Below are 13,542 nucleotides of genomic sequence, written 5' to 3'. Positions count from 1 at the left end.
CGCCTATTCTTTAAGTGTGCGAAGGGATGATCTTCGACGAGGCGCATCAAGTCCGGTCCAAGGCCGATTTCACTGCCCTTTCGCTCCGAACAGATCGCCACCGCGCGCCATCTTTTCGCGCGCGCCAAGCGGCGATGAGAAGGAGCGCCGAGGCTCCGCCAGCGATGTCGATCAAGCTATCCCACAGGCTCGGCGTGCGCGTCGGGACGAAGCTTTGGCGGTACTCATCGAAAAGCGCGTATGAGATCACGAGCAGAAGCGAGATCTTCAACCAATGGCGGCACAAAAGCGCGCGCGAGGAAGAGAGAAAAGCGCGCGCTGCAAGAAGCGCAAGCACCGCGTACTCGCCGAAGTGCGCGCCCTTGCGAATCAGCGCGTGCACCGCGTTGAGCGCCTGTTCGCTGATTTCGGGAAAGAGCCACAAGAGCAATGGACGGATGATACGCGAAGTGTTCGCGGCGGAAAACTCTCCGCTGGAAGCGAAAAAGATCAGCGCCATCCAGGCGAGAAGCGGCCCGTAACGCCAGAGACGTTGCTTGTTCCTGTCATCCACCATCGCTGAGAATTAGGCGAAAAGGCCGCCGGATCAAAGCGACCGACGACCAGTTGGGACGTCAAAACCTCGCATCATCGCCAAAAAACAAACGAGGGAAGCACCGGATCGAGCTTCCCCCCTCAGTGAAGTTTCGCCCACGGATCTTCAGAGGACCATCACAACGCCGCCGCGCCGGAGACCACTTCGATGATCTCTTTAGTGATCGCCGCTTGACGTATGCGGTTCATGGTGAGCGTCAAATTATCGATCAATTCGCCGGCGTTCTTGGTCGCCGAATCCATCGCCGTCATGCGGGCGCCATGCTCGGATGCGACCGATTCGAGCAGGGCGCGGAAGACCTGTGTCTCAATGTAGCGCGGAAGCAAGCGCCCGAAGATCTCTGCTGGCGGCTGCTCGTAAATGTACTCCACTGCCTGTTGCGCTCCGGTCTCGACGCGCGGCACGGGCAGAAGCTGCTCGACAACGACGCGTTGCTGAAGAACCGATTTGAACTCGTTGTAGATGATGAAGACTTTGTCGAGCGATTCGTCTTCCGTGAACCGACGCATGATGTCGCGCGCAACCTCCAGCGCCTCCGCGTGCTCGATCCTTCCCTTGCCCGTCAGTCCGACGTACTCGCCGACGATCTCGATCTGGCGCCGGCGAAAGAAATCGCGCCCTTTTCGTCCGATAGCCAGCAGTTGCACTTCTTTGTCGGCGCGCTCTCGCAGGAAGGTCTGTGCCGCTTTGATCAAATTAGCGTTGAAGGCGCCAGCCAAACCCTTGTCGGCGGTGATCAGGACGAGCAGGTAGCGTCGGTCGCCGCGCTCGTCAAGCAACGGGTCATGAAGCGCGTCGCCAATGCGCGCGGCAAGGCGGCCCAGTACTTGCGTCATCTTGGCGGCATACGGACGCGCCGCGACGACGCGATCCTGCGCCCGCTTGAGCTTCGCCGCCGAAACCATCTTCATCGCCTTCGTGATCTGTTGCGTGTTCTTGACCGAACGAATGCGACGACGAATGTCCAAAAGATTAGCCATACGCCACTGTTAATTGATCACGGCAGCGCTCGTCGAGGTGAGCGCTGCACCCCCGACTTTAAGCGCCCACGGTAGCGGGCGCTTCGGCCCGTTCGGCAGCTCGCGACGAGCGCGCGCCATCGCCGCTTGTCGCCACTCGTGCCGGACCAGTCGCGGCGCTCGTCTCACGCCACGCATCTTTGAAATCGGCGAGCACGCGCTTGAGATCGGCGATGATCTCATCGCTCAAGGCCTTCTTCTCGGCGATGGCACGCAGCACGCCGGGATGAGAATTCTCGACGAAACGCAGAAGATCGGCCTCGAAGCGGCGCACCTGCTCGACCGGCACGTCGTCGACGTAGCCGTTAGTTGCAGCCCAGATGACGAGCACTTGCTTTTCGACATCCATCGGATGGTATTGCGGCTGCTTCAAGATTTCAGTCAAACGTTGGCCGCGCGCAAGCTGCGCTTGCGTCGCCTTGTCGAGATCAGAACCGAACTGCGCAAACGCGGCTAGCTCGCGGTACTGGGCCAGCTCCAGACGAAGCGTGCCGGCGACCTGCTTCATCGCTTTGATCTGCGCAGCGCCGCCTACGCGCGAAACCGAATTGCCGACGTTGATCGCCGGACGGATGCCAGCGTTGAACAAGTCCGTTTCGAGAAAGATCTGCCCGTCAGTGATCGAGATGACGTTGGTTGGAATGTAGGCCGAGATGTCCCCCGCTTGAGTTTCGATCACCGGCAAGCTCGTCATCGAGCCGCCGCCTTTAGCATCCGAAAGCTTGGCCGCACGCTCCAGCAAGCGCGAGTGCAGGTAGAAGACATCGCCCGGGTAGGCTTCGCGCCCCGGCGGACGCCGTAACAACAACGAGATCTCGCGATACGCCGCAGCGTGCTTCGATAGATCATCGTAGATCGTCAGCGCATGACGGCCCGAGTCGCGGAAATACTCGCCGATAGCAGCCCCCGCGTAAGGAGCGAGATACTGCATCGCGGCTGGCTCCGAGGCGGAAGCTGTGACCACGATCGAATACTCCATTGCGCCGTAGTCTTGCAATGTCTTGACGACCTGCGCAACCGTCGAGGCCTTCTGCCCGATGGCGACGTAGATGCAGATGACGTCTTTGCCCTTTTGATTGAGGATCGTGTCGATGGCGATGGCCGTCTTGCCCGTCTGTCGGTCGCCGATGATCAACTCGCGCTGGCCACGTCCGATCGGGATCATCGCGTCGATCGCCTTGAGACCCGTTTGCAGCGGTTCTTTCACCGGTTGGCGATCCACCACCCCCGGCGCGAGCCGCTCGACCGGATTGTATTGTTCAGTGATGATCGGCCCGCGGCCATCCACCGGCTGACCCAGCGCATTGACCACGCGCCCAATGAGCGCCTCACCCACCGGTACCTCCATGATGCGGCGCGTGCGGCGCACAGTGTCCCCTTCTTTGATGAGGTAAAAATCGCCGAAAAGCACGGCCCCCACTTTGTCCTCTTCAAGGTTCAAAGCGAGACCACGCACGTCATGTGGGAATTCGAGCAGTTCGCCTGCCATCACCTTTTCGAGGCCGTAGATCTCGGCGATGCCGTCGCCCACTTTGATGATCGTGCCGACCTCGGCGACCGTCACGCCCGCCTCGAAATTTTCCACCTGTTGCTTGATGATCTCGCTGATCTCGTTCGCTTTGATCGGTTCCATAACTTCCCTTCCGCCGACTGGCTAGCTTTCGGAGATCTCTCAAATGAATCTTCACGCTTCGCGCGCCAAACGCTCGCGCACGACTTGGAGTTGACCGCGCACTGAACCGTCGTAGACGGTCGAGCCGATGCGCGTGACTACGCCGCCAATGAGTTCCGGATCGACGGCGAATTGCAGCCGGACCTCGCGGCCCGTCACCTCTTTGAGCCGCTGCCGCAAAAGCTCGCACGATTCTTCATCCAACGGCCGCGCCGTTATCACTTGCGCCGAGATGACGCCCGCGCGTTCATCCAGCTCTTCGGCGAAACGCCGATTGATCTCGCCTAGTTCCGTGATCCGATGGTTCTGCAGCAGAACGCGCAGAAAGTTCGCCGTCGTTTGCCGCACGCGCGTGCGCGTGATCAGCGTCTCCAAAACCTTGCGCTTTTGATCGCGGTGGACCGTCGGATTGCGAAAGACTTCGAGCAGCTCGTGATGCTCCTCGATCATCCGCTGCCACGCGAGCAACTCTTCTTGCACCTCGCGCGCTTCGCCGTGCGCCGCGACGACATCGGCCAACGCCGTCGCGTATCGTCGTGCCACCGCTGCGCTCAACGCCCGTTACCTCCGATCTCTTCGACGTACTTTCGCACAAGGCGCGCGTCATCTTCAGGACGAAGATCGCCTTTGATCATCTCCTCGGCCAAACGCACGCTCTGCTCAGCAGCGAACTCGCGCAGGCTAGCCCGCGCCGCTTTGGCCGCCGATTCGATCTCACGCGCGGCCTGTTCGCGCAAACGTTTGATTTCTTCCTCGGTGGCACGCGCGATGCGCTCGCGCTCTTCCGCCGCTTCGCGCTCAGCCTGCGCGCGCACCTCGGCGACCTCCTGATCGAGCCGAGCGAGCCGCGCATCGACCTCTTGGAGCTTGGTCAAGGCCGCATCGCGCTCCCGCTTCGCTTGCTCCAACTCGCGTTTGATCGCTTCGCGGCGCGTGCGCAACACCTCGCCCACAGGACGTCGCAAGAAGTAGTAAAGCGCAGCGACGAAGATCAATAGGTTCAGCACGCGCCACGCATTGTAGTCATATAGGAACGAGCCGTCCCCTTCAACCGCCCAAAAGACGATGGCAAAAAGATCCGTCATGATTTTCAACGCTCTTGGCTTTCGTCGATCTGCGCTTCAAACTCCTGACCGCGCAACGGGTCTGCCCAAAATGTGCGTGCTGATCTCCGCGGCGATCCTGCGCGCCTCCGTCTCCAAAGTCCGCCGCGCTTCCTCGGCCTGCGCAGCAATGGCCTGCTTTTCGCTCTCGATCATTCGCGCGACCTCTTCGCGTACCTCATCCAAACGACGCTGCCGCTCTTCGAGCGCTTCAGCTCGAACGCGCTCGAGCAAGCGATAGCCCTCTGCCCGAGCCTCGCGCAATGAGCGTTCGTACCGGTCCAGCCGTTCTTCCACTGCGCTCAAAATCGAGCGCGCTTCGCGCCGACGTCCGATCGTCAACTTCTCGCGCTCGCTAAGCACACGCAATACAGGCTTGTAGAGCACCGCGTTCAAAACGGCGATCATGATGAGAAAAAGGATGATGTGCAGAAAAAGCGTGCCATCGGGCACGAGTTGAATGGGGCCTTCAGCTAGGGCAAGCAGAACCACCATAAACTTTTCGTCTCAACGCTTCCTTCGAATCGAACGACCGGGCCAGCGACCTCGCTTTGCGCTTTTGACTCTCGGATGGTGTTGGCAAGCTGTTGCCAAAAGGTGAGAAGCTTAGCACGCTATTTCACAAGCGTCAAGGGGTTCGGTCAGCTCGGGAAACTCACGAAACAACAGCAGGGGGACCACCGCAAACGAGGTGTCTGTAGGCGATGGTGACCCACCTGACGCAACTTGTTGTCGTAGAAAATAGCCGTGTGGGCTTGCCAATGATCCGTCGAGGTCGTCGCCTCAAGGTAATGATCAGGTAGGCTCTGCCACAACCCGATGGCACCTTCCTCGTCCCTTGAACCTATATCCACCCCGCACTTCTAATCCTATTTCGTCTGATCTAATTTCCTGATGAGATGCAGGTTGACTACGTCAGTTACTCGCTGCCACCGCTCGGCGCTCACATCTCTTTCAAAAAAGCTCATGGCAACGATGTACTGTCCATAACGAACCTGATAGAACCAGTACGCACAATCTGATGGATCCCCCATGGCGCATACGACCAGCTCTTGATCTGCCGCAGCTTGATACCTCCAGTTGGCCGGGTAGCGCTTCGCATCGCCTGAACCCGGCAAGAAAGGTAACTCGTTGAAGTTCGGTAGGTGATCGAAATAGTATAACTCGGGACGCGCCAGCCAAAATTGGACCGCGGCCACAATCGGGGTGCGATGACGATAGACTACGATTCCCGGTCCTCTGCTCCAAGAACGGCTCTGCGCTTCGATCGCGTAGGGGAATGCCGCACTTCCTGGTACCGGATCGAGGTGAGTCCGTCCGTCCCACCTCTGATCCGGTTCTTGTTCGCCGAGCTCACATACAGAGGATAACTCGGACCCGTCAACCAGCAATTCTTCGAGCGGCACATCCCGTCGCCTGCTGCACTGCAACGCCGTCAGATAGACAAGCACCGCCAATAGCACGCTCAGCAAAAACTTCGCCCCGACTTTCAACGCCCGTTCCACCCCTCGCTCTTTTTATCGATGACATGCTTGAATCGTTTGCCGTTGGCCTTGATATACTCAGGCGAGTCTTGGACTTTCAGCATCTCGGGCAAACGGCTGATTACCTCGTGGTGCAGCTGCTCTTTTGTGAGCTGATCCCCATATCTATTCCATAGCTCAATGCCTATTTGCACCGTCAGCACATCCATGGAATCGTTACGCCCGGCCACTCCGTCCGCGACAGCAGCGCCTTGCTGCAAAGTCTCGGCGTCGAAGCCGGCGGCTCGCCCCACATAGCCGTAATGGATGTTGGACCAGATATCGTAGTAGACCTCATGCTGGTTATCACCGCGTAGCGGGAAATGGTGATCTCCCTCCTTGTCAAGCCCAAGCATCTTGGCGAGCTTTGGTTTGTGGTCCCAATCGCCACCCGGTCTGACCTTCAAGCCCCAGAGAACCAAAGCTGCAGTGATGTGGTCAGCCACGCTTTCGCCACCCGCTTGTGCGAACGCCGCGCTGACCTGCTCCCAGAAGCCTCTAGGGTGCAACAAATCGCTTGCGCGATCGAGATGGGCCTTGATCTGTTTGACTGTGTCGCTACGAGCGTTGGTCACCATTTCGTTGAACATGTATTCCAAGGTTACATCGAAACGGGCATATGAGACCTCGCTTTGCTCGACGCGTTGGCGCATCTGCGCGCTGTACAACTGTTGCTCGCCAACCTTGCTCGCCTTGCCAGCTTCCTCGCCGCTCGCGCTATCTACCACCGTGCCGCTAGTTGTCACCACCGCCTCGTTCGACAGCGGCGGGCTGACTTCGCTCACGCCACCATCAGCAGTCACTCTCACCGTCATCTTCGTCTCCTCCCTTCAACTCTCTGTCGTCTGCAACACTCGCAGCTTGCGCCTCGCGGGGCAAGCCTGCCATGGCGCTTGCTGCGTCGGGCAACCTCCACACTCAACCCTCTTGCGTCACCTCGGGGCGGAAGGATCTCTGGGAAGAATCCACGGGTATTGATCGGGATCCTCTGCAAACCGGCAGAAATCTCTGCCGCCGAGCTCGACATGCGGTCGCTTGACCTTTTTATCCTCGCCCAACCACCCGATCTTCATTCTCCTCGTGGCGCGCGCAGCGTGTTCTGGCAGGCGTGTTGGTGTCGGCGATCTGCCGCACTCTCCCTTTTCAAATAGCCCCTACTATTTATCGGCGCTTTGCGGAAAAAGTTTCCTACCCTGCTCTCCTGCCAGCAACTTCATGGCCGCACTCTCCCTTTTCAAATGACCTTTACTATTATTATCGGCGGTTCGCGGAAAAAGTTTCCTTGTAATTTCGTTGCGTTTTCATGGCCGACTTGTGAGGGCTACCCCTTGTTGCCACATACACCAACCCCTGAGCCTTCCTTGCTTACATTGAAAAGGCGTCGCCCGGTGGCGCCCTCAAAGTGAAACCGCGCATCTCGGCCCACCAGTTGCTTCCCACCCATCGATCTTTAGGGCAGACGAATGAGGCATCTCGGCCTCGACCGCGCCGTTAGTGGTGACACTAACCGGGAGAAAGTGAGGTGGACGATGAGAGGATGAAGCCAAGCTTTTCCATGGTGGAGGTTTTTCGCTTTGATGATTTTTCTTCCGTTAACTTCTGAGTTGGCAACTCTCTAGCTCTGAGGGAGGGTCAAGTCCGAATTTTGGCGTAAAGCTCCTGTGGTCCAGTAGGTGGTCCAGCGACTGGTCCAGTAGGTCAAGTACGAATGGTGTAAAATCCCCTCTAGGTAGATTCATAACTGCTCAGGCCGCCTCGCTCAACGTCGCCTCCACCTTCTGGTTCGCCGCCGAGTTTCGCCACTCCCAATACTCGGCCATGTCGAAGTACCGATGAGGCGGTCGTCCACGCCTCGTCGATCTGCATCAGGACCGCCCCGATCAGCCGGCCAACGCCGACCAAGTGGACTCCGATTCCGCGTCGCCGATCATCAGTCCAAGGATCTCCCGGTTGATCCCCGTGACCAAGAGCACGCTGCCGCACCCGGCCACCCTTGCGTACCCGGATGACCAAGGCAACCACCAACAGGAACGGGTATGCCTGCCCGGAAAGATCCCGCCCGCTCCATTCCCGGACGATGGTGTCCAGACCCTTGCACAGCTGCGAGACGGTGGATCTGGAAAATTCCGCCCCACACGACGCCTCCACGAAAAGCCCGCACCTTGCAGGTGCTGACGCCGCCTACCACCATCTCCACCATGGCCAAGAGTAGTGCCTGCTCGTTCCGCTGATAGCGGCGGAAGAGGTCCGTGAAGAACTCGCCGCTGAAGCAGCCGGGGCACCGCTAGGACCAGCCTGCCCACCCGCCTGTTGATGGGCACCTCCCGGTGGCCGTTACGGTAACCCCAGCGTTCTTCGCTCCGCTCGTACGGCTTGGCTTTGAGCTGTGCGGTCGTCTGCGCCTCGAGGATCTGGTTGAGCACCCGTTGAAAAGTCGGGCTAGACCGTCATCCCGCAAAATTGACGCTCCCACGGCGCCAGAGCGCATGGGATTCACACGCCTAACCTTCACGCCCGGTACGGGCGTCGCGCCGCGGGCGAGTTCAGGCGTCGCGTCAATCCAAAGTGCGTGACGCGATGCGTGTGCACCACGGTGCAGAGTTAATTCTGCCACACGCAACCACCCACCAGGCGCGTGCAGCGCCGCGCGCCCGCACGTGGGCGCGTCTATGCGCTCCCACCCCTCGTGAGGATCGGTTTTATCGCTCCCCTACAACCCCTCTTTTCTGTAACGGATCCCTTTACAACCGCTCGAGCACGTCTTGCAAGGTGATCTCAGCTAGAGTCCGTCGCACCGCTTCGTCGATCTCCCCTTGGACCCAGCAGAGCACAGAGTGAATGTTACGCCCGACCGGACAACGGCGCCGCGGCGCCGGATGGAGCGCAAAGGTGCTGCCGCCATTCACTGCAAGGTAGACCTCAAGCAACCTGATCGCGTGCGGCGCGCGCGCCAGTTCGGCACCGCCGCCCGCACCGCGCCGCACGCGAATCACACGCGCGCGCGCCAGCGCACAAAGCGTCCGCCGAATCACCACCGGATTGGTGTTGACGCTGCGCGCGATCGCACACGAGCCGAGCGGTTGGCCGCCAGCGCGCGCCAACAACGCCAAGGTGTGAACGGCAACGGCGAAACGACTAGAAGCCACGGTTCGCGCCCTCGTGAATGTAACCATACTGGTTACACTTTCCCTTGTCAACTCGACGCCGTCTCGAAAACTTATTCGCCCCTGATCCCCAACCCGGCGCTCCAGTTCCTACTGTCAACTCGGCGAGGTCTCATCTCGCCTTTCGGTGCCGCGCGTGCCAACTTCCTGAGCCGTTTCGCTCCACACCTCCGCCCGATTGCGCGGTTTCGGTCTCGCCACGCAGAAACTGCCACGGGCGCGCTGCGAGATCTATGACCTTCTTCAGAGCTGGCTCGATCCAAACCGGCTCTTCCTCAAAGAGCGCGTGCACGCTCGCCGCGAGCAATAGAGCGCACAAGTGCGGCGGTTTCTCTCGAAAGAGCGCACAGCAAGCCCATCGCATCCACCAGACACAGTTTGGTCAACCTCGGGCTTGTCATCACAAGCCCCCCCAACTGCGCTTCGTGGGGAGGAAGTCAACGAAAATGGAGGCCATACCACCGACAACAGCGCTAGCACTACGAGGACTCCTTGGCGCGCAGACGTAGGGGAAGAAATCTTGGCGCGCAGACGTAGGGGAAGAAAAAAGGATCCGTTTCTTACGCCTTACCAGCATGCTGCTATCAGGAGGCAGGAAACGACTATTTCGTCCAACTCACATGACCACAATCAATGGGCCGCGTTTTTCGATCACCTCGCCGATGATAAACGAATCGACTTCAGAGGCGAAGTTTTCGGCCTGTGCTGGCGAAAGGCTAATCAGCAGACCGCCAGCCGTTTGTGGGTCGAACAAAGCGCTTTGCATTTCGCGCGAGACGTCAGATGCAAACTCCACCGCATCGCCCACGTAAGCGCGATTGTTGCGATCGCCGCGCGTCAACATCCCTTGCGCGATCAACTCCAACACGTCTGGCAGCAGCGGCACGCGCGCGCAATCTATGCGCAAGCAGACGTTGCTGGCGCGCGCCATTTCATACGCATGACCGAGCAAACCAAACCCCGTGATGTCTGTGCAAGCATGCGCCCCAAGCCTGACCATGGCTTCCGACGCGCGCCTTGCCGACTGCGTCATGACACGCATGGCGGCTTCGGTAGCCTCTTTGCTGGCTGCGCCACGCTTGATCGCCGTCGTGATCGCTCCCGTGCCGAGCGGCTTGGTCAAGATAAGCTTGTCGCCCACTTGCGCTCCTGCGTTTCGAACAATCCTCTCCGGATGCACCGTGCCCGTAACGGCATAGCCGAACTTGATCTCGGCGTCATCAACTGAATGGCCGCCAATGACGAGGACGCCCTCCTCATTCATCGCCCGCAAGCCGCCGCGCAATATGCGACCTAAAACCGTCAAGTCCTCTTTTTGCGGATAGCAAACTAAAGCGAGCGCTGTCAGCGGACGTCCGCCCATCGCGTAAACGTCGTTGAGCGCGTTGATGGCAGCAATCCGCCCATAGGTTTCCGGATCGTCGGCAATAGGCGTAAAGAAATCGACGGTTTGCACTAAAGCAACGTCTTCTCTTAAACGAAACACGCCCGCGTCATCGGCCGTATCGTACCCGACAAGTACGTTTGGATCGTGGGGTTGCGGCGGCAACTCGCTCAGCACCTGAGCGAGATCGCGTGGCGCGAGTTTGGCCACTCAACCAGCGCAGGAAACCATTTCAGTCAATCGCTTCACCATTTCAACCCTCTAATATCTCGTTTTATCTTTTACAATTAACCTCACCCTGGCACAAGCAACCCCATAGGGTAGCGCCGTACTCTCCATGACAGAGGCTGCTGAGCCTCTGAAGCCAAAGGTGATCATTCAATTGGTTCGCGCAATTTTGTTTGCGTCAACCACTGCTGAGACCTTGAAGCCGAAGGCGATCCTGAAGCAGCGCCGTAAACCCTTCTTGCTCTCTTAACATTACCATTGACGAACGACGCAGTTGAAATAAAGAGGTGACCTATGGAATGGCGAAGCCGTCATTCGTTCCTAGCACAAGGCGATACAGACGATCTAGGTCCGCCATGTCGTAAAACTCTATTTCGATCTTTCCGCCTTCGCCCTCCGAGTTCTGCACGATGCGAACCTTAGTGCCTAAGTGACGGCGCAGTTTATCCTCTGCCGCACGTATGTTTGGGTCCGCCGTCGTTTCTTCTGCGCGTGTACGCCCTTCAACGGCAGCCGTTGGCGGCAGGCCAGCGATGATACGCTTTACGGACCTTTCTACCTCGCGCACGGACAGACCACGCGCTACGCAGTCTTGCGCTAGGCGCCTTTGTACTCTCTCGTCATCTATGGCGAGAAGAGCGCGGGCGTGCCCCATGGATAACTTCTCTTCCTCTACTAGCCGCTGTATGTCTTTCGGCAAACGGAGTAGACGCAAGTGATTGGCCACAAAAGAGCGGTCACGACCGATGCGTTGAGCGATCATCTCCTGCGTCAGCCCAAGCGTCTCCATCAGACGTTTGTAGGCGTGGGCCTCTTCTATGGGATTGAGTTCCTGACGTTGTATGTTCTCAATCAACGCTAGTTCTAACAATTTGTCGTCCGGTATCTCTCGGACGACCACCGGCACTTTTTTCAAGCCAGCTCTTTGCGCCGCGCGCCAGCGTCTTTCCCCGGCAACCAATTGATAACGTCCGCCACGCCGCCGCACGAGAAGGGGTTGCACGATGCCGTTGGCGCGAATCGACTGGGCTAATTCCTCCAGTTTAGCTTCGTCGAAATTGGTTCGCGGCTGCATGCCGCTCGGCTCGATGAGGTCGGTTTCGACTTCCAGCAGTTCGTCGTTAGCTGTCGCTGGTGAATCCGACAAAAGCGCGCTCAGACCCCTGCCGAGTGCTCTTCTTGTCATGCGCCAAGACCTCCTTTGCAAGCTGTAGGTAACTCTCCGCGCCACGTGAGCGTGGATCGTAGAGGATAATTGGTTTGCCGTAACTCGGTGCTTCTGCCAAACGCACATTGCGCGGAATCACGGTCTCAAATACTTGACTTCCATAAAAGTCGCGTAGATCCGCCGCTACGGCCGCCGAAAGGTTAGTGCGCTCATCGTACATCGTGAGCAAAAGCCCCTCGATGACCAGATTCGGATTGAGCGAACGTCGGATGCGAGCGAAAGTATCAAAAAGTTCCGTGACGCCTTCGAGCGCGAAGTATTCGCACTGAATGGGCACAAGCAGCGAATCGGCAGCAGTCAAAGCGTTGAGCGTAAGCAATCCCAATGAAGGAGGACAATCGATGATGACGTAATCGAAGTCCCCTTTGACTTCTTGCAAGGCCGCCTTCAAGCGATGCTCACGTCTTTCGATATCAACTAACTCAACTTCAGCGCCCGTCAAATTACGCTCCGAAGGGGCGATCTTCAAAGAAGCGATCTCGTTGTCCTGTATGATTGCGGAGATCGGTTCGCCAAGGACGAGGACGTGGTAAAGGCTCCGCCGAAAGCTCCCGCGCTGAATGCCTGTGCCGGAGGTTGCATTGGCCTGTGGATCAGCATCGACGAGCAGAACCCTCATCCCGCTCAGGGCGAGCGACGCAGCGAGGTTGACCGCAGTGGTCGTTTTCCCGACTCCGCCTTTTTGATTGGCTACGGCAATGGTCTTCGCCATATGGCCCTCGCTCTTTAGAGAGCAGATAAACTAGCATGAAACAAGGGTAGAGCGCCACAACTTTTTTGATGAACACCACTGGCCTCGCCGGAATCGCACAGCACATCCGCGAAATACGACCTCCCAACATGGCAACTCTCACGATCGCGCAAAACGAAATCCATATTGCAACCGCCCTTGTACCCAGACAGACACATGTGAGACTGCCTTAGCTAAAATGTGGGGACCACTCCACGGACGTTTCAGGATGAGTTCTATATCCAGCCCCTACCCACACGGATGGCAGCAGCTGCAGGTTGAGCTGAACGCTTAGCTTGATCACGACAACGGGCACAGACCCCACATGGAGCTAGGTGGGCTTGCGCCATGAATAGTTAACAGACTCCAAATCGCCGGAAAGCGGCCCCACATGGGGCTAGGTGGGCTTGCGCCCTTAGAGTTTCTCGCTAAGAGGTGAGTTGGTCCCCACTGAGTCTCAGATGTATTGACCGATTACAGGAACGGCAACGGCAGAAGGCAGCGCAGAAGGGGGCTTTAACTGCCGCCACCGTGGCATGACCCAGACCGCTTTTACAGACAGTTCGGGACTTGACCCGACGCTCGCGATGCAATGGGATGAACTACATGGCTATATCCATCTCTGACCGCTGAGGAGCACTGAAATACGGCGAAGAGGCTTTTCCAAAGACCGAGGAATAAACGGGAACTTCCCTTACAAGCTGCCAAAAAATTAACCAACCCACAACTTTGGGGTGTATCTCGTCGTTGTGCGTAACGATCGCTTGTTTCACGTGACACGAGGACGTCGGCGTTTCACGTGGAACTTCCCTTACCGTCCGCGCAAACTGCTCCACGTCGAAGAAATTTTAGAGTGCAGCCTGCTTTCTCGCTGGCGCTCAACATGGGTTCATTAA

The 13,542-nt window shown here is 58.2% G+C and carries 12 protein-coding genes and 2 pseudogenes; 1 reads left to right on the top strand and 13 read right to left on the bottom strand.

Translation table 11 applies throughout. From position 1 onward, the window contains the following. Positions 1-46 precede the first annotated feature (46 nt). The 13 genes and pseudogenes from C4334_RS05825 to C4334_RS05760 form a co-directional block, all read right to left on the bottom strand. The gene (locus C4334_RS05825; RefSeq protein ID WP_352431143.1) at positions 47-556 is read right to left on the bottom strand and encodes a VanZ family protein; all 510 of its coding nucleotides are present in this window, start codon (positions 554-556) and stop codon (positions 47-49) included. 155 nt (positions 557-711) lie between these two features. Next, positions 712-1,575, bottom strand: a complete 864-nt coding sequence (atpG, locus tag C4334_RS05820; protein WP_352431142.1) for an ATP synthase F1 subunit gamma — start codon at positions 1,573-1,575, stop codon at positions 712-714. Between the two features lie 58 nt (positions 1,576-1,633). Beyond that, positions 1,634-3,247, bottom strand: a complete 1,614-nt coding sequence (atpA, locus tag C4334_RS05815; protein WP_352431141.1) for a F0F1 ATP synthase subunit alpha — start codon at positions 3,245-3,247, stop codon at positions 1,634-1,636. A 51-nt stretch (positions 3,248-3,298) separates the two neighbouring features. Next, positions 3,299-3,841 carry an ATP synthase F1 subunit delta gene (gene atpH / locus C4334_RS05810; RefSeq protein ID WP_352431140.1) on the bottom strand — a complete coding sequence of 181 codons (543 nt, stop codon included), beginning with the start codon at positions 3,839-3,841 and terminating at the stop codon, positions 3,299-3,301. Next, on the bottom strand, positions 3,838-4,371 hold the full coding sequence (locus C4334_RS05805; RefSeq protein WP_352431139.1) for a F0F1 ATP synthase subunit B: 534 nt from the start codon (positions 4,369-4,371) through the stop codon (positions 3,838-3,840). Before C4334_RS05805 ends, atpH begins: the two co-directional genes overlap by 4 nt. 36 nt (positions 4,372-4,407) lie before the next feature. Next, complete coding sequence (locus C4334_RS05800) at positions 4,408-4,884, bottom strand: F0F1 ATP synthase subunit B (protein ID WP_352431138.1); 477 nt, start codon at positions 4,882-4,884, stop codon at positions 4,408-4,410. Positions 4,885-5,258: 374 nt separating this feature from the next. Further along, complete coding sequence (locus C4334_RS05795; RefSeq protein ID WP_352431137.1) at positions 5,259-5,894, bottom strand: hypothetical protein; 636 nt, start codon at positions 5,892-5,894, stop codon at positions 5,259-5,261. After that, positions 5,879-6,727, bottom strand: a complete 849-nt coding sequence (locus C4334_RS05790) for a polymorphic toxin type 44 domain-containing protein (protein WP_352431136.1) — start codon at positions 6,725-6,727, stop codon at positions 5,879-5,881. Before C4334_RS05790 ends, C4334_RS05795 begins: the two co-directional genes overlap by 16 nt. A gap of 1,080 nt (positions 6,728-7,807) precedes the next feature. Continuing rightward, positions 7,808-8,400 (bottom strand): annotated as a pseudogene (locus C4334_RS14795) (transposase); the annotation flags it as partial. Between the two features lie 253 nt (positions 8,401-8,653). Further along, positions 8,654-9,058, bottom strand: coding sequence for an Rrf2 family transcriptional regulator (locus C4334_RS05775; protein WP_352431134.1), 405 nt, complete (start codon positions 9,056-9,058; stop codon positions 8,654-8,656). Between the two features lie 634 nt (positions 9,059-9,692). Further along, entirely contained in the window at positions 9,693-10,712 is a 1,020-nt protein-coding gene (selD, locus tag C4334_RS05770) for a selenide, water dikinase SelD (RefSeq protein WP_502943406.1), read from the bottom strand. Between the two features lie 268 nt (positions 10,713-10,980). Beyond that, positions 10,981-11,874, bottom strand: a complete 894-nt coding sequence (locus tag C4334_RS05765; RefSeq protein WP_352431132.1) for a ParB/RepB/Spo0J family partition protein — start codon at positions 11,872-11,874, stop codon at positions 10,981-10,983. Beyond that, positions 11,810-12,628, bottom strand: coding sequence for a ParA family protein (locus C4334_RS05760; protein WP_352431131.1), 819 nt, complete (start codon positions 12,626-12,628; stop codon positions 11,810-11,812). Before C4334_RS05760 ends, C4334_RS05765 begins: the two co-directional genes overlap by 65 nt. Before the next feature lie 397 nt (positions 12,629-13,025). Between C4334_RS05760 and C4334_RS14790 the strand changes: the two are divergent. Then, positions 13,026-13,166, top strand: a pseudogene (locus C4334_RS14790) (integrase core domain-containing protein); the annotation flags it as partial. Between the last annotated feature and the right edge of the window lie 376 nt (positions 13,167-13,542).

Origin of the sequence: Pyrinomonas sp., assembly GCF_040289685.1 — a bacterium.
Lineage (GTDB): Bacteria > Acidobacteriota > Blastocatellia > Pyrinomonadales > Pyrinomonadaceae > Pyrinomonas.
Note: the sequence above shows the minus strand (reverse complement) of the source record. Positions and strands in the feature narration are given on the sequence as shown.

What these genes read in the sequence shown, in the direction of transcription:
- C4334_RS05825 (WP_352431143.1), bottom strand. Translation starts at nt 556, where the DNA reads ATGGTGGATGACAGGAACAAGCAACGTCTCTGGCGTTACGGGCCGCTT.
- atpG (WP_352431142.1), bottom strand. Translation starts at nt 1,575, where the DNA reads ATGGCTAATCTTTTGGACATTCGTCGTCGCATTCGTTCGGTCAAGAAC.
- atpA (WP_352431141.1), bottom strand. Translation starts at nt 3,247, where the DNA reads ATGGAACCGATCAAAGCGAACGAGATCAGCGAGATCATCAAGCAACAG.
- C4334_RS05805 (WP_352431139.1), bottom strand. Translation starts at nt 4,371, where the DNA reads ATGACGGATCTTTTTGCCATCGTCTTTTGGGCGGTTGAAGGGGACGGC.
- C4334_RS05800 (WP_352431138.1), bottom strand. Translation starts at nt 4,884, where the DNA reads ATGGTGGTTCTGCTTGCCCTAGCTGAAGGCCCCATTCAACTCGTGCCC.
- C4334_RS05790 (WP_352431136.1), bottom strand. Translation starts at nt 6,727, where the DNA reads ATGACGGTGAGAGTGACTGCTGATGGTGGCGTGAGCGAAGTCAGCCCG.
- C4334_RS05765 (WP_352431132.1), bottom strand. Translation starts at nt 11,874, where the DNA reads ATGACAAGAAGAGCACTCGGCAGGGGTCTGAGCGCGCTTTTGTCGGAT.
- C4334_RS05760 (WP_352431131.1), bottom strand. Translation starts at nt 12,628, where the DNA reads ATGGCGAAGACCATTGCCGTAGCCAATCAAAAAGGCGGAGTCGGGAAA.